This window comes from Azospirillum sp. ST 5-10 (genome assembly GCF_051225715.1).
GTDB lineage: Bacteria > Pseudomonadota > Alphaproteobacteria > Azospirillales > Azospirillaceae > Azospirillum.
Window position 1 is genome coordinate 38156 of sequence record NZ_JBPJSP010000020.1, and the last position, 17542, is coordinate 55697.

General features: G+C 71.3%; 19 protein-coding genes. 2 read left to right on the plus strand and 17 right to left on the minus strand.

What is annotated here, in order from left to right:
• Positions 1 to 28: 28 nt before the first annotated feature.
• A complete protein-coding gene (locus tag ACSBPG_RS20555) occupies positions 29 to 901 on the minus strand; it encodes a VOC family protein (RefSeq protein ID WP_435539078.1) in 873 nt (290 codons plus the stop codon).
• Positions 902 to 946: 45 nt separating this feature from the next.
• Entirely contained in the window at positions 947 to 2215 is a 1269-nt protein-coding gene (locus ACSBPG_RS20560; RefSeq protein WP_435539079.1) for a hypothetical protein, read from the minus strand.
• Between the two features lie 321 nt (positions 2216 to 2536).
• Here ACSBPG_RS20560 and ACSBPG_RS20565 point away from each other — a divergent pair, with 321 nt between their 5' ends.
• The gene (locus tag ACSBPG_RS20565; RefSeq protein ID WP_435539080.1) at positions 2537 to 3253 is read left to right on the plus strand and encodes a TetR/AcrR family transcriptional regulator; all 717 of its coding nucleotides are present in this window, start codon (positions 2537 to 2539) and stop codon (positions 3251 to 3253) included.
• 202 nt (positions 3254 to 3455) lie between these two features.
• The gene (locus ACSBPG_RS20570) at positions 3456 to 4202 is read left to right on the plus strand and encodes a class II aldolase/adducin family protein (protein WP_435539081.1); all 747 of its coding nucleotides are present in this window, start codon (positions 3456 to 3458) and stop codon (positions 4200 to 4202) included.
• Positions 4203 to 4331: 129 nt separating this feature from the next.
• On the opposite strand, the gene ACSBPG_RS20575 is transcribed toward ACSBPG_RS20570, so the two are convergent.
• From ACSBPG_RS20575 to ACSBPG_RS20645, 15 genes are all read right to left on the minus strand, one after another.
• Positions 4332 to 5159: an enoyl-CoA hydratase-related protein gene (locus tag ACSBPG_RS20575; RefSeq protein ID WP_435539082.1), complete on the minus strand. Its 828-nt coding sequence runs from the start codon at positions 5157 to 5159 to the stop codon at positions 4332 to 4334.
• 41 nt (positions 5160 to 5200) lie between these two features.
• Positions 5201 to 5677 (minus strand): MaoC/PaaZ C-terminal domain-containing protein, encoded by a 477-nt coding sequence (locus ACSBPG_RS20580; protein ID WP_435539083.1) that lies wholly within the window; start codon positions 5675 to 5677, stop codon positions 5201 to 5203.
• 16 nt (positions 5678 to 5693) lie between these two features.
• Complete coding sequence (locus ACSBPG_RS20585; protein ID WP_435539084.1) at positions 5694 to 7202, minus strand: aldehyde dehydrogenase family protein; 1509 nt, start codon at positions 7200 to 7202, stop codon at positions 5694 to 5696.
• Positions 7203 to 7308: 106 nt separating this feature from the next.
• Positions 7309 to 8037 carry a TetR/AcrR family transcriptional regulator gene (locus tag ACSBPG_RS20590; RefSeq protein ID WP_435539085.1) on the minus strand — a complete coding sequence of 243 codons (729 nt, stop codon included), beginning with the start codon at positions 8035 to 8037 and terminating at the stop codon, positions 7309 to 7311.
• A 78-nt stretch (positions 8038 to 8115) separates the two neighbouring features.
• Positions 8116 to 8580 (minus strand): MaoC family dehydratase, encoded by a 465-nt coding sequence (locus ACSBPG_RS20595; RefSeq protein WP_435539086.1) that lies wholly within the window; start codon positions 8578 to 8580, stop codon positions 8116 to 8118.
• Between the two features lie 32 nt (positions 8581 to 8612).
• Complete coding sequence (locus ACSBPG_RS20600; RefSeq protein WP_435539087.1) at positions 8613 to 10217, minus strand: AMP-binding protein; 1605 nt, start codon at positions 10215 to 10217, stop codon at positions 8613 to 8615.
• A gap of 46 nt (positions 10218 to 10263) precedes the next feature.
• Positions 10264 to 10479, minus strand: coding sequence for a PaaD-like zinc ribbon domain-containing protein (locus ACSBPG_RS20605; protein ID WP_435539088.1), 216 nt, complete (start codon positions 10477 to 10479; stop codon positions 10264 to 10266).
• A complete protein-coding gene (locus ACSBPG_RS20610; RefSeq protein WP_435539089.1) occupies positions 10479 to 11252 on the minus strand; it encodes a Phenylacetic acid catabolic protein in 774 nt (257 codons plus the stop codon). Before ACSBPG_RS20610 ends, ACSBPG_RS20605 begins: the two co-directional genes overlap by 1 nt.
• Positions 11253 to 11258: 6 nt before the next feature.
• Positions 11259 to 11522: a hypothetical protein gene (locus ACSBPG_RS20615; RefSeq protein ID WP_435539090.1), complete on the minus strand. Its 264-nt coding sequence runs from the start codon at positions 11520 to 11522 to the stop codon at positions 11259 to 11261.
• Positions 11523 to 11548: 26 nt separating this feature from the next.
• The gene (locus ACSBPG_RS20620; RefSeq protein ID WP_435539091.1) at positions 11549 to 11890 is read right to left on the minus strand and encodes a metal-sulfur cluster assembly factor; all 342 of its coding nucleotides are present in this window, start codon (positions 11888 to 11890) and stop codon (positions 11549 to 11551) included.
• Positions 11887 to 12849: a 1,2-phenylacetyl-CoA epoxidase subunit PaaC gene (locus ACSBPG_RS20625; protein ID WP_435539092.1), complete on the minus strand. Its 963-nt coding sequence runs from the start codon at positions 12847 to 12849 to the stop codon at positions 11887 to 11889. The genes ACSBPG_RS20620 and ACSBPG_RS20625 overlap by 4 nt, the downstream gene beginning before the upstream one ends.
• Before the next feature lie 78 nt (positions 12850 to 12927).
• Complete coding sequence (locus tag ACSBPG_RS20630) at positions 12928 to 14841, minus strand: TRAP transporter permease (RefSeq protein WP_435539093.1); 1914 nt, start codon at positions 14839 to 14841, stop codon at positions 12928 to 12930.
• A gap of 73 nt (positions 14842 to 14914) precedes the next feature.
• Entirely contained in the window at positions 14915 to 15892 is a 978-nt protein-coding gene (locus ACSBPG_RS20635; RefSeq protein ID WP_435539094.1) for a TAXI family TRAP transporter solute-binding subunit, read from the minus strand.
• Between the two features lie 292 nt (positions 15893 to 16184).
• Positions 16185 to 16883, minus strand: a complete 699-nt coding sequence (locus ACSBPG_RS20640) for a transglutaminase-like domain-containing protein (RefSeq protein ID WP_435539156.1) — start codon at positions 16881 to 16883, stop codon at positions 16185 to 16187.
• Positions 16883 to 17509: a UbiX family flavin prenyltransferase gene (locus tag ACSBPG_RS20645; protein ID WP_435539095.1), complete on the minus strand. Its 627-nt coding sequence runs from the start codon at positions 17507 to 17509 to the stop codon at positions 16883 to 16885. Before ACSBPG_RS20645 ends, ACSBPG_RS20640 begins: the two co-directional genes overlap by 1 nt.
• Between the last annotated feature and the right edge of the window lie 33 nt (positions 17510 to 17542).

Sequence of the window (17542 nt, forward strand, 5' to 3'; positions counted from 1 at the left end):
CCTCCCTGTCCCGCGGCGCCCGGCCGTGTCAGGCGCCGGCCGGGGCGATGACGACGCGGTCGCGGTCGAACACCTCGATCCGCCCGCGCACGCCGCCGGTGAACAGCCCGTACCAGACCGCCGGCTTGAGCCCCAGGGCGCGGCGCTGGAACTCCACCGGCCCGGCGGCGTCGACGCGGTCGTGGTCCGCCAGCGTGGTGACGGTGCAGTCGCCGCGCGCCCGGGCGGCGGTGACCAGGCAGGCGAACTCGGCGACCCGCGGCACGTAGAGGCTGACCGGGGCGGCCACGGGCGGTTCGACCAGGGCGGCCTTGCGCGCCCACACCTCGTCGATGGCGGCGATGCGCCGGCCCTCGGCGGCGGCGGCATCCTCGGCGGCCATCGCCGCCTCGATGGTCAGGGCGGCGTCGCGGGCGTCGACGTCGCCGAGGGGCCGCAGCTTGCGGGTGATCTCGACGAAGTAGCCGTTGGGATCGCGCACGTAGATGGATTCGATGACCTCGTGGGTGGTCTCCACCGACACGGTCAGTCCCTCGGCCTCCAGGTGGCGCTTCCAGGCCTTCAGCTCCTCTTCCGTGTCGACCAGCCACGCGGTGTGGGTGGCGTCGAACACGTGATCGTCGGGCAGCGGCCGCAAGGCGGCGCGGCCCTCCAGCGCCGCCGGCTGGTCGGAGCCGAGATAGTAGAAGAAGGCGATGGTGCTGCCGTTGCCGCTGTCGAAGAAGAAGTGCAGGAAGTCGGGATGGGTGGCCGGTCCCCAGCCGCGCGCCGAGATGACGTGGACCAGCGGCAGGCCCAGCTTGTCGCGGTAGAACGCCACCGTCTCACGCAGCTTCCAGGTCGGGCGGGCGGAATGGTCCACGCCGCGCAGCCGCAACCGCGTCGCGGGTTGGTCGAACATGACGGGTCTCCTTGGATGAAGGCGGCTTCTCGGCCGCGGCGGCGGTCAGCCGGCGAAGTGCTCGCGCAGCCAGGTGGCGACGGCGCGGCCGGCGGCGTAGCGGCCGGGCTCCTCGTCCGGCGTCAGCGCCCGGCCGTGGTGGTCGCCGCGGATGCGCAGATGGGTCTTGGCGCTGCCGGGAAAGCTCTCGAACAGGGCCGCGGCGGTGGCCGGGAAGGTCGAGACGTCGCCGGTGTACTCCACCAGCAGCAGCGGCTGGGCGAGGTCGGGGGCGGTCTTGTGCAGGGCGGCGTTGGACGACAGCCCGGACCAGGTGGACAGCCACGCCTCGGGCGAGCAGACGCGGGCGAAGCCGACGGCGCCGTAGTTGGAGGCGAAGGGATCGCGGCCCCACAGGGTGCCGTAGCCGCGGTCGGAGGGGTCGAGGCTCGGATCGAAGCAGCGCAGGTCGGCGTCGGTGCGCCACACGGTCATCAGCGGCGTGTGGGCGCCGCGCCGCCGGTCCTCGGGCGAGCCGGTCTCGCGGGCGCGCTTGCGGGCGGCCAGCCGCGCGGCGATCAGCGCGCGGGCGCGGGCGTCCAGGCGGGCGACACGCGCCGTCTGGGCGGCGCGGTAGCGCTCGACGAAGGCCGGGGCGTAGCGCGACGGGCCGGGCGGCTCGGCGAAGCCGTTGGCGGGGTCGAAGGGATCGAGGGACGGGTCGACCGACAGGGGATCATCCTCGTCGGTCACCGAGGGGTCGATGCAGCCGAGGAGCAGCATGCCCTGGCCGGGGTGGGGGGCCACCAGCACCAGCCCGTCCGCCGCCGGCATCTCCAGGGCCGCGAGGTTGGTCGGGCGGCCGCCCGGCGTGCGCTCGATCCGCCGCCCGGGGGCGAGCTGCGCCTGCTGCGTGTAGAAGGCGTAGAGGCTGCCGCCGCCGGAGTTGCCCAGCAGGACGATGCGCCGGAACCCCTGGGCGCGCAGGAAGGACAGGCCGGCGGCGACGTCGAACAGCGCCGTCTCGTGCTCCAGCCGGCTGTCGTTGCCGACCGAGCGCGGCGACTGCGACCACGCCGCGCAGCCCGCCTCCAGGATGTCCGGCACGAGGTAGTGGCAGGCCATGAACTCCCGCGGGTGCATGACGCAGACCACCGTGTCGGTGCGGTCGCGCACGTAGAGCGTGCCGCCGGTCGCCGCCCGGTCGGCCGTGCGCAGGGCGACGTTGCGCGTCACCGTGCCGTCGGGCACGTCGCGGGGGTTCCAGTCGGTGTTGAGGAAGCCGGCCGTCGCCGATGCGTCGGTGGCGAGCGGGCGGGTGCCGGATTCTGGCATGGGCGTCCATCTCCCCTTCGTGCAGGCGCCGGTCCGCTGCCGGAGGCGCCCCTTGGTTTCGTGATTTTTGACACGATGCCGAATATTTGACGGATCCGTCAATAGGTGAAGATTCCTGTCAAGGCGCGAATTGTCGCACTTGGATTGCGGTTATCGGCCGAACGCCAGGCCTCCAGCGGCGGGCCGACGGCCCGGGGCGGGACAGGGCGCACCCGCGCCGGGGGGCGATGCCGGTGCCCGGCGTCGGCAAATTTGACGCCTCCGTCAAAACGCGATTACATGCCGCGGCAACGCGGGACGAGGACCGATGGGGTGGACGGGATGAGGAGAGCGTCGGGCAAGGCCGGATCCAGCCGCAAGGCGCTGCTGCGCCAGAGCGTGCTCGACGCGGCGGCCACGCTGTTCGCCGAGCGCGGCTTCGCCGGCACCAGCTTCCAGGACATCGCCGACGCCCTCAATGTCGGGCGGACGGCGCTCTACTACTACTTCAAGAGCAAGGAGGAGGTGCTGGCCTCGCTGGTCGAGGAGGTCACCGTCGTCAGCGACCGCCAATCGGCGATGCTGGCCGCCCGCACCGACGACGACCCGGCCGAGGTGCTGCGCTCCATGGTGCGCGGCCATGTCGAGCTGCTGCTCTCCCACGCCCTGCAGTTCCGCGTCGTCGACCGCACGGAGGTCGAGTTGCCGCCCGACCTGCGGGCGGTGCACGACCGCTCCAAGCGTGCGGTGCTCACCCACTTCACCGGCCAGATCGCCCGGGGCGTCGAGAAGGGCGTGTTCCGCCAGGTGGACGCCCAGGTGGCCGCCTTCGCCATCATCGGCATGTGCAGTTGGACGACCTGGTGGTTCCACGAGGGCGGCCGCAAGACGGCCCGCGAGGTCGCCGAGATCCTGGCCGACCTCGCCGTCCACGGCCTTTCGCGCGCCGAGGCGCCGCCGGGGACGGGTCGGGACCCGGGCGACGTGTTCCGGGCGATGCGCGAGAACCTCGACTATCTGGAGCTCGCCTACAACCAGGGCCGCAAGGGCCGGCGATGATCCCGGCCGCGGCCGCCAGCGGCGGCCTCGGCGACGCCCGCGACGCGCCACGCCGACGCCCGAACCGGCGTGTCCGGGCGCGGCGCGGAATTGTGCGACAGGCCCATTGCATAGGGGCCAGGCTATGGGTCCGGTCAACTTATATATTGGATTGCGTCGTTTCGGGCGCACTACGATCCCGTCGGAAACCCCAGGAGGACCGATGCTCGACGACCCGACGCGCCGCCATGACGAGGCGGTTCTGGACGCCGCACTGACCGAACTCGTCATCGCCAACCGGATTCTCGCGCGCGAGGATGTGATTGACGACTTCGGCCATGTCAGCATCCGCAATCCGCTCAATCCGGAGCGCTATTTCCTGTCGCGCTCGCGCAGTCCGGAGGTGGTGACCCGCGGCGACATCATGGAATTCACCCTGGACGGCGAGAAGGTCAGCGACGATCCCCGCCGCCCCTACGCCGAACGCCACATCCACGGCGCCATCTACCGGGACCGCCCGGACGTCAACGCGGTGACCCACCACCACGCCCGGTCGGTGCTGCCCTTCACCATGTGCGACGAACCGCTGCGGCCGGTTTTCCACATGGCGTCGGTGATCGGTCCGGACATCGCCACCTGGGACAGCCAGGACGATTTCGGCGACACCAACATGCTGGTGGACAGCATGGAGATGGGACACTCGCTCGCCCGTACCTTGGGACGGAACCGTGTGGTGCTGCTGCGCGGCCACGGCTGCGTGTGCGTCGCCGAGACGCTGAAGGCGGTGGTGATGATCTCGGTGGCGCTGAAGGACAACGCCGCCCTGATCCAGGCCGGCCACCAGTTGGGCGGGGTCAAGTACCTCAGCGCCGGCGAGATCGACCGGGCGGCCGCCATGCTGTTGAGTCCGATGCCGCTGGCGCGGGCCTGGGACCGCTGGGTGGCGCGGGCCGGCTTCAGCGGGCTGTGATCGCGGCGCGGTCCGGCGCCGCGCCACGCCGGGGCGCCGCCGGGTCCGTGCCGGCTTCAGGGCGGCCAGGGCGGACCTGACGACGCCGGCCGGACGGCCCGCCCGGCCCATCGTCGCCCCGGCCCTGCGTCAGGAGGGTGTCCGTCCGCCGCGCGCCCAGCTCGGCAGCGCCTTCGACAGGAAGGCCGCCAGCCCCTCCTGCGCCGACGGCCGGGTGCGGGAGTCCGCCGCCCACCGCAGGGCCGCCGGCAGCCCGTCCGCCAGGGTCCGGTCCTCCAGGTCGTCGAGCATGGCCTTGCACATGCGGATCGCCTCCGGCGACGAGGCGAGCACGCTGTCGGCGACCGCCCGCAGCGCCGCCTCCGCCGCCGCCTCGTCGTCGGCGAGGCGGTGGACGAGGCCGAGCCGGTGCATCTCGGCGGCACTGACGACCAAGCCGGTGCAGGCCAGCATGCGCGTCGGCCCGGGGCCGATCCGGCGCATCAGGAACGGCGCCAGGACGGCCGGCACCAGGCCGGCGCGCACCTCCGATACGCAGAAGCGCGCGGTGGTCCGGGCGATCACCACGTCGCAGGCCGCCGCCATGCCCAGCCCGGCCGCCATCGCCGCCCCCTGGACCAGGGCGACGGTCGGCTGCGGGCAGGCGCGCAGCCCCCGGTAGACATCCTGCAGGCCCCGGGTGTCGGCCAGCAACTCCTCCCGGCTCCGGCCCTCCACGGCGCGCATCCAGGCGATGTCGGCGCCGGCGCAGAAATCCTTGCCGTTGCCGCGCAGGACGACGAGGCGGACCGCCGGATCGTCGGCGCAGGCGGCCAGCGCCGCCGTCAGCGCCGCCATGGTGGCGGGATCGACCGCGTTGCGGGAGTCCGGACGGTCGAGGCAGATGGTGGCGACGCCGTCGGCGGCGACGTCCAGGGTGACCGGCGGGCGCTCGCCCGCGGTTCGGGAAGGGGGCATGGTGGCTCCGGTTTCGGCCGCTCCGGTCGGGGCGGCGGTCGTCAGGCGTAGCGGATGAGGAAGGTGGCGACGGTCACCGGCTTGTCCGCCCCCGCCACCATCCAGGACAGGCCGAGGTGGACGGTGATGCCGTTGCCCTTCTCCTCCACCCGGTCGACCGCGGCGGTCATGGTGACGGCCTGCCCCTCCTTCAGCGGGGCAAGCAGGCGCACCCGATCCGATCCCATGAACAGCATCTGCGACACGTTGCGGATGTCGACCATGTCGAACCACAGGCGGGAGAAGAGCGATTGCGCCAGCATGCCCGGGGCGATGGTCGTGCCGAAAGGCGACGCCCGGCACCGCTCCACGTCGAGGTGTATCCATTCGGTGTTGCCGACGGCGCCGCAGAACCGCTCGATCATGTCCTGGGTCACGGTCACCGGTGCCGACGTGCCGACGCTCTTCCCCTCCAGCCGCCGAAAGCCGTCGAGGCCGTCGATCACCACCTTCCCGTCGCTCGTTTGACGTCCGCTCATGGCGAGTTCCTTCCGATCAGCGCGGCACGACGACGTCGTACCAGGGCTTCCTGTCCCGATTGAGGATGTCGTCCTGATGGATGGTCTTGATCTCGGTGTACTCGTTCAGTCCCTCCTCGCCGAACTCGCGGCCGATGCCCGACTGCTTGTAGCCGCCGAAGGGCGCGGCCGGGCTGAGCACGTGCCATTCGTTCAGCCACACCCAGCCCGCCCGCAGCCGCCCGGCGATGCGGCGGGCGGCATCGGCGTCGCGCGACCAGACGCCGGCGGCGAGGCCGTAGATGCTGTCGTTGGCCTGGGTCACGGCGTCCTCGACGTCGCGGTAGCGCAGCACCGACAGCACCGGCCCGAAGATCTCCTCGCGCGCGATGGTCATGGCGTTGGTCACGTCGACGAAGATGGTGGGCTGGACGTAGAAGCCGGCGGCGAGGGCGCCGTCACCGGCGCGCCCGCCGCCGACGGCGACGCGGGCCCCCTCGGCGCGGCCGGCGTCGATGTAGCCGAGCACGCGGTCGAGCTGGCGCTGCGACACCACGGGGCCGATGGTCGTCTCCGGGTCGCGGGGATGGCCGACGCGCAGCCGCCGCGTGCGTTCCACCAGGGCCTCGACGAAGGAGTCGTGGCCCTGCCGGCTCAGCAGCAGGCGGGTGCCGGATTCGCACACCTGGCCGGAGTGGAAGAAGCTGGCGTAGAGGGCGCCGTCGACCGCCAGCGCGCGGTCGGCGTCGTCGAGCACGATGTTGGCCGACTTGCCGCCGCACTCCAGCGTCACCTTCTTCAGGGTCTCGCTGGCCAGCGCCATGATGCGCCGCCCGGTCGCCGTCGAGCCGGTGAAGGACACCTTGTCGACGAGCGGGCTCGCGACGATGGTCTCGCCCGCCTCGGCATCGCCGGTCAGGATGTTGACCACGCCGGCCGGGAAGCCGGCCGCGTGCACCAGCTCGGCCAGCATCAGCGCGCTCACCGGTGTCTCCGGGGCGCATTTCAGGACCAGCGTGTTGCCCGTCGCCAGCGCCTGGCCGAGCTTCCAGACGGCCATGGTCAGGGGGAAGTTCCAGGGGATGATCTGGCCGCAGACGCCGATCGGCTCACGCACGGTGTGGGTGAAGGAGCGGCCGGGCCGTTGCAGCCCTTCCACCGGCCGCGGCACGCCGTCGTAACGCTCCGCCATCCGCGCGAAGTGCCGGAGCTGCGACACGCACAGCGCCACGTCGGTGCGCGCCTTGCCGATCAGCGCGCCGGCGTCGTCGCATTCGGCCCCGGCGAACGCCTCGGCCCGTTCCTTGAGCCCGTCGGCGAGAGCCTCGAGAAGGCGGCGGCGCTCCGCCCCGCCGGCCTCCCGCCAGGGGCCATGATCGAAGGCGCGCCGTGCCGCCGCCAGCGCGCGCTCGGCGTCGGCCCGCCGCGCCCAGGCGACGGCGGCGACGGGGCTGCCGTCGGCCGGGTTGATCGACGGGCGGGTCTCCCCCGCCTCGGCCTCCGAGAAGGCGCCGTCAATGTAGAGTTTCAAGCTAGGAACGCTCATCGGGACCATCCTTCGTGCCGGCGGCGCCGGAAGCGCCGTTAATACTGAACAGTCGGTATGTTTGTGGGCCGCGCCACCGGGCGGCACCGTCGCCGGCGGCGCCGCCTCAGGCGCTGGCCTTCCGCCGCCCCGGCTTGCGGGTCTTGGGCTCGGCCGCCGCCTCGCCCGGCTGCGGTCCCAGGCCGAACAGCAGGATCTCGCGGATCGCCTGGGTCAGGCGCACGCCGTCCAGCGTGGTGCCGCGGCGCAGCCATTCCAGCAGCACGCCGTCGGCCAGCGCGATCAGGACGCCGGCCTGCTCGCGGGCCGGCGTCCGATTGGCGATCTCGCCCGTCGCCTGGCCGGCTTCGATGACGCGCGTCATCACCTCGTAGGCGCGGGCGTATGAAGCGTTGATCTGCTGCAGGATGGCGTCGTCGGTGTCGAGGAATTCGAACGACATCAGGATCGGCAGGAACATGGTGTTGCGCTGCTCCAGCGCGACCCGGGCCCAGTCGTGGATGTACTCGACGATCTTGTCGGTCGGCCGGCGGTCGGGGCGGTCGAGACGGTCGAGGATCGGTCCCATGACGCGGGCGTCCGCCTGCTTGAGCAGGCAGAGCAGGACGTCGCGCTTGTCCTCGAAGTGGAAATAGACCGCGCCCTTCGTCAGCCCCGCCGCCTTGGCGATGTCGTCGACCGTGGTCCGGTGGAATCCCCGCTCCACGAACAGGCGCTCGGCCGACCGCAGCACCGCCTCTTCGCTCTGCTGGCGGCGGATATGGTGGGGGACCCGCGCCGGCCGGCGGGGCCGGGCGGTCGCGGCGGTTTTGCGGTCGTCGTCCACTCTGCTCATGCCTTCGAAGCTGTGCCGGTCCAGTGATACCCGTTCCGCGATGGAAAGATCCAGGCCATACCCGCGCCCCGGCGCATCCTATTGCGGCTCGCGCCGTTTGATCAGGCGCAACGGCGTGTATGTCAGGACCGTCTTGCCGTGCTGGTTGACGATGCGGTTGCGCGTGCGCACCAGACCCTGGTCGGGCCGTCCCTTGCTGGAACGCGCCTCGATAACCTCGCACTCCACATGGATCGTGTCGCCGGCGAACACGGGTGCCTCGACGTTCAGTTCCATGTGCAGGAAGGCGTAGCCGGTGTGCTGCATGGTCGCCTGGACCAGCAGCCCCTCGGCGAACATGAAGACGAGTCCGCCGGGGGCGAGCCGGCCCTGGATGCCGGCCTCGTTGCGCAGGAACTCCATGTCGGTGAACAGCACCTCGAGGAAGCCGGTGCAGTTGATGAAGTTGACGATGTCGGTCTCCGTCACGGTGCGGCCGACCGTCCGGTACTGGCGCCCGATGGGCATGTCCTCGAAGAACAGCCCGAGTCCCACGTAGTCCATGTCTGCGGTGTCCCCCTTGTGGTGTGCCGCCGTCACGCGCGCACCGGCGCCATGGTGACGCGGCGCTCGAAGTGCATGCCGGCGAGATCGCGCTTGAGCACCTTGCCGACGAGGCTGCGTGGCAGGAGGTCGACGAAGACGAACTCCTTCGGCACCTTGTAGGCCGACAGCCTCTCACGGCACAGCGCGTGCACGGCGCGGGCCGTCTCCTCGTCGGCCGCGGCGGCGGGCGTCGTCGCCAGCACCGCCACCACGCGCTCGCCCCAGCGTTCGTCGGGCAGGCCGATGACGGCGCACTCGCGCACCCAGGCGTTCTCGATGATGACGCTCTCCACCTCCACCGACGAGACGTTCTCGCCGCCGGTGACGATGATGTCCTTGGCGCGGTCGACGATGGTCAGCCGGCCGTCGCCGTCCTGGACGCCGATGTCGCCGGTGTCCATCCATTCCAGCCCCTCGGGATCGTCGGGAATGCGGCGGAAGGCACGGCGGGTGTTGGCCTCGTCGTCGTGGTAGCCCAGCGCCATGCCCAGCGTCCGGCCGAGGATGTGGCCCGCCGTGCCGCGCGGCACGGCCCGTCCCGCGTCGTCGACGATGCGGATGCGGGTGACGGCGCTCGGCTCGCCCACCGACAGCGGGTGCTCCAGGAACTCGCCCGCGGTCTGCACCGTCATGGAGAAGGTCTCGGTCATCCCGTAGCCGGCGAGAATGTGGGTGTCGGGGAACATCGCCGCGAGGCGGCGGCGCTGGCGCTCCGGGGTGGGCGCCGAGGTGACGCACATCGACGCCGGAGCGGCCAGGGGCACGCCGTCCCAGGCGTCGTGCAGCGCGCCGATCATCGCCGGGACGATCAGCATGTAGTCGACGCGCCGGCTGCGCAGCGTGTCCAGAACGAAGGCCGCATCGAACGAGCGGCCCGGCGGCATGATCACGGTGCCGCCCTGCCACAGCACCGGCAGCAGGCCCCAGGCGAGGCCGGCGGCGTGATAGGTCGGGGCGAGGCAGATGGTGGTGCAGCGCCGCCCGATCTCCATGTGCAGGGCGACGGCCAGGATGTCCAGCATGCTGCCGCCATGGCTCCACACCGCCGCCTTGGGGCCGCCCGTGGTGCCGCCGGTCATCGCCATCATGTACGGGTCCTCCATCACGGCCGCCGGCGGCAGCGGCGCGGCGGACTCGCCGGCGAGGATCGCCTCGTAGTCGAGGGCGCCCTCCCCGCCCCCGCCCCCGCGCACGACCCGCAGCGTCTGCACGGCCGGATCGCCCAGCCGCGCCAGTTCGCCGTTGGCCACCAGGACGGCGCAGCCGTGGCGCGCCAGATAGCCGTGCGCCTCGGCCGTCGTCAGGCGGCTGTTGAGGGGCATGGCGACCGCGCCGAGCATGCCGCAGGCGAACAGCGTCTCGACCGCCGCCGGCTCGTTGAAGAAGGCATAGGCGACGGGCGTTCCCTTGCCGACGCCGCGCGCCGCCAGGGCCCGCGCCAGCCGGGTGGCGCGGGCCCGCAGGTCCTCGTAGGTCAGGACCGTGCCGGAACCCGGGTCCTCGATGGCCCGCCGCTCCGGGTGGAGTTCGGCGCCGCGCCGCAGGATGAAATCGATGCCGCCGGCCCGCCGCTCCGCATTCGCTATCAGTGTCATGGCCTGTCTCTCCCTCGCGCGATCGTTGATGGCTGCGCCTTCGTTCCTACCGGCCGCCCGGCCGCGCCGTCGGCGGCAGGCGCCCGTTCCATTTCACCCAGTTGAAGCAGGCGCGGCAGCGGCCGCACTGGAACAGCACCTCCGACGCGGCACCGCCGAACAGCGACACCACCCGCGGATGATCCGCGCCGCAGTCGGGGCAGGTGACGGCGGCGAAGTCGGGGTCGTCCCTGAAGAGGTCCTCGTCCGGCGGGCGCGTCATCAGTGGGCCAGCTCCGCGTCCTTGAAGCGGATCACCTCGAAGAGTCCGGCCGGCAGCGGCCCGTGCCGTCGCGCCGCCCGCCGCCAGCCCGCGGCGTCGACCTGCGGCGGCTGCCACGGCAGGTCGGCGCCGAGCAGGCCCGACCGGCTCTCGGCCTGCGCGACGAAGGCGGCGCGGATGGCGGCCAGGGGCGTGTCGCGCAGCCCGGCGGCGTGCAGGGGATCGTCGTCCCCCGCCGCCCCGAACCACGCGAGCGCCAGCGGGAAGCGGTGCGCGAAGCTCTCCCGGAAGCTCTCGCGCTGGGCGTCGCCGGCGCCGAGCACGCGCACCCAGCCGTCGACGTACTTCAGATGGAAGTACGTCTCCTGCCCGATCTTGCGCGCCAGCCCGGCCACGGTGCGGTCTGGGCTGTTGAGGAAGCCGGACATCATCAGCCAGGTCGCCTGCTCGGCCAGCCAGACCGACACCAGGAAGTCCTCCCAGGACCGCGGCGCCCGGTCGAGCAGGTTCATGGAGCGGATGTCGTCGGGGCCGCGCCCGCGCTCCAGCGTGGCGTAGCTGTGCCCGCAGCCGGCGAGGTACTGGTAGAGGGCGCGGACGTGGCCGTAGTTGGCGTTGCACATGCCGAGCAGCGCCGCATAGTCCGGCAGCGAACGGCCGTTGATCACGCACTCCGCGTACCAGTTGCCGAGCACGAGCTTGCTGTCGGCGACGGCCAGGAGATCGTCCTCCATGGCGCGCGACGCCGCGGTCTTGCTGTCCCTGTCAGCCATCGCTGCCTATCCCATCTTGATCTTGGAGACTTTGCCCGTCTCGGTGACGGTGATGATGCTGTCCAGCGGCACCACGCACATTTCCCGCCAGGCGTGCTGGTCGTAGACGTACCAGGCGCGGACCTGCGCCAGGTCGTCGTTGGGCGCCTCGACGCTGCCCACGTGGGTCAGCGGGTCGGCGGACGTCTTGCGGGCGAACACCTCGTAGTAGCGCGGGGTCAGCCCGCCGCGCTCGCGCATCTGGTCGATGACCTTCGCTCTCGGCTCCATGGCCGGTCTCCCTTCGGATCGCACAGCTAGAGTTGGATGCCGTTGCGGCGCATGAGATCGCGGACGTCCGGCTCGACCATGTCGCGCGACCAGGGCAGGTGCCATCCCTCCTCCACCACCACGTCGCGCACGCCGTCGACCGCCAGCAGGGCCTGGCGGATGCCCTCCCGCAGCAGGGCGGCGCCGGGACAGGCCATGCAGGGGATGCAGATCTCGACGCGCGCGGTGCCGTCGGCGTCGCAGCGGACCTGACGCAGCATCCCCATGCGCCGCAGGCTGACCGGCACGTGGGGGTCGTGGACCGCCTCCAGCGCCGCCATCATCGCCGCCGCGTCGGGAACGCCCATCCCGCCGGACGGCCCGCTCACGCCCACAGCCCGTCCCCCCAGACCTCGAGCTGGAGGCGGCGGATCGAGTCGAGCTTGAAGGGCGAGCCGCGCTTCCAGATGGCGAGCTGCTCCTCCCAGGTGATCCGCCGGTCGTAGTCCCAGGTGTGCGTCTCCTCGTCGAGGTGGATGGGCGGCTGGTAGTCGAGGACGTAGCGGCCGGTCTCCGCGTCGAGATGGGCGGGGACGCGGATGCCGACCGCCTCGGAGAAGGGCACGATCTGCTGCAGCCACTTCTGGCGCATCTCGTCGTTCGACGAGCCGCGGATCTTGTAGAGGATCTGGTCGGTGCGCTTCTTGAGATGGTCGGGCATGCCGAACCAGGCGGCGCACAGGGGAAAATAGAAGTCCACCGCCTTCTGCACGCGCGCCCGCGTCTGCGGCGAATGGTTCCAGAAGAACTTCACCCAGCGCTCGCCGTGCCCGACGTGGAACTTCTCCTCGAAGTTCACCTTGCGCAGCGACCGGGCGTAGGGGCCGAACGAGCAGTGCTCCTCCAGGTCCTGCGTGGTGATGTAACCGGCGCGGTCGCCGTAGCACAGGGACACGACGAAGTCGATGTAGTCCTGGTGCGGATACTCGACCATCTGGAAGGTCCGCCACTTGGCAGGGTCGCGAACCATCAGGAATTCGTTGGTGTCGTAACCGAATTCCTCCAGGATGCGGTACATCACCTGGGCGTGCCCCAATTCGTCCTGGCAGGCCGAGGCGACGGCGATCTTGTCCTCCAGCGTCGGGGCACTGCGGATCGCCGGCAGGTACGTCGGCAGCACCATCACCTCGAGGTCGGCGGCGATGTGGATGGTGCTGACCAGCGCCTCGCGGTAACGGGGCGTCATCTCCGAGGGATCCTCCAGCACGTACCCGGCCTTGATCCGCTCCTGAAGGGCGCGTTCCCGCGCCTCCTCGCGCGACATCGTCTGCGTGTCCACGGCCTGCATCGTTTCGGATCTCCTTGCCTCGCGGCCGACGGTGCGGCGGCTGTCATGTACTGAATAGTCGGTATGTTTCGGAACCGTTCAGCCGGCCTCGCCGTGGCGGGCCGCCGGCTGCCGCTGTGCCTGCGCCTGTGCCTGTGCCAGCCACTGGCGCAGGCACAGCGCCGTGCCGAAGGCCAGTCCGGCGAAGGCGATCTGGTTGGTCGGCACCATCGCCAGGACCGCCGCCACGCCGAGCCCGGCCCGCTCCCAGGCCCGCAGGCGGGTCAGGAAGGCGCCGCCGACTCCCATGCTGAAGAAGAGGATGGCGGAGGCCGACAGCACCAGCGCCGTCGCCACCTCGTCGACGGAGCCCTGGAGCAGGAGGCCCGGCCGGTAGACGAAGGCGAAGGGAATGACGAAGGCGCCGAAGGCGAGATAGGTCGCGGTCAGCGCCGTGCGGACCATCGGCGCCCGGGCGATGCCGGCGGCGGTGATGGAGGCGAGCGCGTCCGGCGGGGTCAGCACCGCCATCGCCGAGAAGTAGACGACGAACAGATGGGCCGCGACGACGGGATCGCCGCCCAGGCCGCTGCCTTGCAGGAGCGCCACCAGCGGCGGGATGGTGATGACCGTCTGGAGCACGTAGGCGACCGACGGCGGCAGCCCGCACCCGAGGATCAGGGACGTCACCATGGCGAGCAGCAGGCTGAGCAGGAGCGAGTTGTCCGACATGGTGCTCATCAGGTCCGCGAAGCGGATGCCGAGCCCGGTCACGCCGAAGATCGACGCGATCATGTCGGCCGCGGCGGTGACCAGCGCCAGCACGGCGATGCCCTTGCCGGCCGCCACCAGGGCCTCGACCATCGCCCTCGGCCCCATGCGGGTTTCCTTGCGCAGCCAGCTGACGGCGACGATGGACAGCGTCGACCAGGCCGCCGCGGGGCCGGGGGAATAGCCGACGTAGAGCAGGACGATCAGCAGCAGGATCGGCAGCAGCAGGTGCCAGCGCCGGCGCAGCTTGTCCTTGACGTCGGCGGGCATCTCCCGCGGCGACAGCCCTTGCAGGCCGTGGCGGACGGCCTCCCAGTGCACCGCCGCGAGAATGCCGACGTAGTAGAGGATGCCCGGCAGCAGCGCGTACAAGGCGATCTGCCCGTAGGGGATGCCGGTGAACTGCACCATCAGGAAGGCGGTGGTCCCCATGACCGGCGGCAGGATCTGGCCGCCGGCCGAGGCGGCGGCTTCGACGCCGGCGGCGAAGTGCGGCTTGTAGCCCACCCGCTTCATCAGCGGGATGGTCATCGCCCCGGCGGTGGCGACGTTCGACACCGCGGAGCCGTGGATGGTGCCGAGGAAGCCGCTGACCACCACCGCGACCTTGGCCGGGCCGCCGCGGTAGCGGCCGGCCGCCACCATCGACAGGTCCATCAGCAGTTCGCCGAGGCCCGACCGTTCCAGGAAGGCGCCGAAGATGACGTAGGCGGCGATGAAGGTGGCGGCGGCCCCCAGCGCAATGCCGAAGGTGCCCTCGGTCGTGAAATATTGCAGCTCCAGCATGGTGCCCAGGGAGACCCCGCCGTAGCGCAGCATGCCCGGCAGCCACGGGCCGAGGAAGGCGTAGGCCAGGAAGACCAGCACCAGGACCGGCAGCGGCGCCCCGGCGACACGGCGGGTCCCCTCGATCACCACCGCCATGAACAGGATGCCGAGGGCGATTTCCGCCGGCGCCATGTCGGTGATGTAGGGGATCCGTTCTTCCCAGATGTAGCCGTAATGGGTGTAGAGGTAGCCGACGGTGACGACCGACCCCGCCAGTGCCAGCAGACTGAGCGCCAGCCGCACCCTGCCCTGCGCACGGTCCGCGCCGAGCAGGAAGATGAGGCACAGCGAGAAGCTCAGCACGATGACGCGCTGCATGTACGCTTCGAGCGAGCCGGTCATGCCGGTGTAGAAGATGAAGCAGGCGAGGGCCAGGGCGAGGACTCTCGCGCCGAGGTCGAGCATGCGCGCCATAGCGGCTCCTCTCGGTCGGTGGTCGCGGGCGGTTTCGGTGCGGGCGGCGGGAGGGCGGCGCAGGACGGGCGGATCAGCGCGCCGACGTCGCCAAGCCTTTTTCCTCGAAGTAGCGGAGGGCCCCCGGGGCGTAGGGGATGCCGACGTCGACGGCGGCCGTCTCGACGGGGACGCGGGCGAACATCGGCGCGGACGCCTGGAGCTTCTCCCAGTTCTCCACCATCGCCTTGGCGACGTGGTAGAGGAACTCCTGGTCGGCGTCCTTGTGGGCGACGATGTTGGTCTGGGTGGCGATGGTGGGCACCGGCTCGGTCTGGCCCGGGTAGGTGTTGGCGGGGATGACCGCCACCTGGAGACCGGGGTTCGCCGCGTTGAGAGCCTGCGCCTTGTCGCGGTCCATGGGCAGGAAGCGCAGCTTGCCGGTCGTCGCGAGGTCGAGGAACGGGGCGAACGGCACGTCGGCGGTCCAGAACACCACGTCGAGCTGGCCGTCGCGGAGCTGGTTGGTCGCGTCGGCGAAGTTGAGCTGCTGGACGTTCATGTCGTCGAAGTCGAGACCGTACTGCTTGAGGATCAGTTCGGCGATCTGCGCGCTGGCCTGTCCGCGGGCCCCGACGTTCACCCGCCGGCCCTTGAGGTCGGTGAGCGTCCTGATGGACTCGTCCAGCGTGATCCACTGGGCGTAGAACGGGAACATCGACGCGACCTGCTGCACCTCCAGCTTCTGCTTGAACGGGGGGTTGCCGGCGACGGCATCGACGCTGTTGAAGGCGAAGGTGAAGCCCAGCTGGGCCTTCTTCTGTGCCACCGCCATGATGTTGCCGGTGGCGCCGCCGGGCAGGATGTTGACCAGCCCGACATCGGGCATGCTGTCCTTCAGCACCTTGCCGATGGCCACGCCGGCCACGTAGAAGGTGCCGCCGGAGCTGCCGGCGGAAATGTTGACGTCGGCCGCCCGGGCCGCCGTCGGCGCGACGGTGAAGGCGGCGGCAAGGCACCAGGCGGCGGCCAACGGGCGCGCCCAGCGCGACAGCGTTCTGCGGTCGATCATGTCTCTCCCTCCCGTGTTCCCGGCGGGCGCTTCGGCGCCCCTCTGCGACATATTGTCGCTCTTAATTTTCATACTGTCCGGTCAGTATTTTTGCGTCAAGCGGAATTGTTGGTGATAGCCGCGGTCATTTCCGACAAAAATAGTAAGGATATGGGGCGCGGGCGGACATGATCGGTCCGCTCCGCGCGCGGGCCGGGCGGTCGGAGACGCGCCGGCCGCAGGCCGTCACGTCACCATCCGCCGCAGGCCGTCACGTCACCGTCCGCCGGCGCCCGGGGCGGCACCGGACCGGCTATGGGGCGCCGGGATGCCCCGCCCGCCCGGCGTCGCCGTCGCGGGTGCGTTCGTCCTCGGCTTCCAGCTCCATGTCGCCGCCGCGGCACAGCCGCGGGTAGAGGCGGGCCATCTCCCCCATCAGGAATTTGGCGGGCACGTCATGGAAGACGCCGTGGTCGACCAGGTACTCCATGAAGCGCCGGCCGCCGGAATCGGCGGGCTGGAGCATGGCGTCCGCCACACCGTCGAAATCCAGCACCGCCACGCCCAGCTTGGCGCACAGGGAGGCGTTGAAGGTCGGCGTCGCCTTCACCCACCGCTCGCCGAGCCGCAGCTCGACGTAGCCGTGCCAGACGAAGACGTCCGTCCCCACCGACTCCTGCAGGCGCCGCGTCGACAGGTGGTTGCGCACGTCGGCGTAGCCCAGGCGCGCCGGGATGCCGACGCTGCGGGCGGTCGCGGCGTAGAGGGCCGCCTTGCTGACGCAGTAGCCGGTGCCCGCGGCCAGCACGCCGCTGGCCCGGTAGGTGGCGGGATCGGCGAAGTCGCGGTACGGGTCGTAGCGGATGTCGCGCACCGCCGTGTAGAGCAGGCGCGCCCGCTCCTCGGCGGTGCCGGCGCCGCCGGCCACGTCGCGCGCGAACGCGCGCACGGCGGGATGGTCGCTGTCGACGTATTCGGCCGGCGCAAGATGGAGGCGCAGGGCGGTGTCCATCACGCCGTTCTCCCGTCCGGCCCGGCGGCCGGCGCGGCGTTCACGTCCGGCTCCTTCCAGCGCCGCACCCAGGGCGGGTCCAGGTCGAACAGATCCAGCGCCCGGCCGACCGTGTGCGCCACGACGTCGTCGATGCCCGCCGGCCTGGTGTAGAAGGCCGGGACCGGCGGCGCGACGATGGCCCCGGCACGGGTGACGGTCAGCATGTTGCGGAGATGGATCTCGGTCAAGGGGGTCTCGCGGGTCAGCAGGACCAGGCGCCGGCGTTCCTTCAGCACGACGTCGGCGGCCCGGCTGAGCAGGTTCGCGGTGACGCCGCTGGCGATCTCCCCGAGCGTCTTCATCGAGCACGGCGCCACGATCATCCCCCGCGTCCGGAACGAGCCGCTGGAGCAGGCGGCGCCGATGTCGCCGACGGGATAGGTCCGGTCGGCGAGGTCCTTGACCTCGCCGACCGACAGGTCGGTCTCGTGCTCGATGGTCAGGGCCGCGGCACGGGACAGGATGAGGTGGCTCTCCACCTCGAGGCGGCGCAGCGCGCGCAGCACGGCGATCCCGTAGATCGCCCCGGACGCGCCGCTGATGCCGACGATGATGCGCGGCCGTCCGCCGCTGGTGTCGATCATGGACGAACCTCGGTTGGTGGCGGTCCGGCGGCG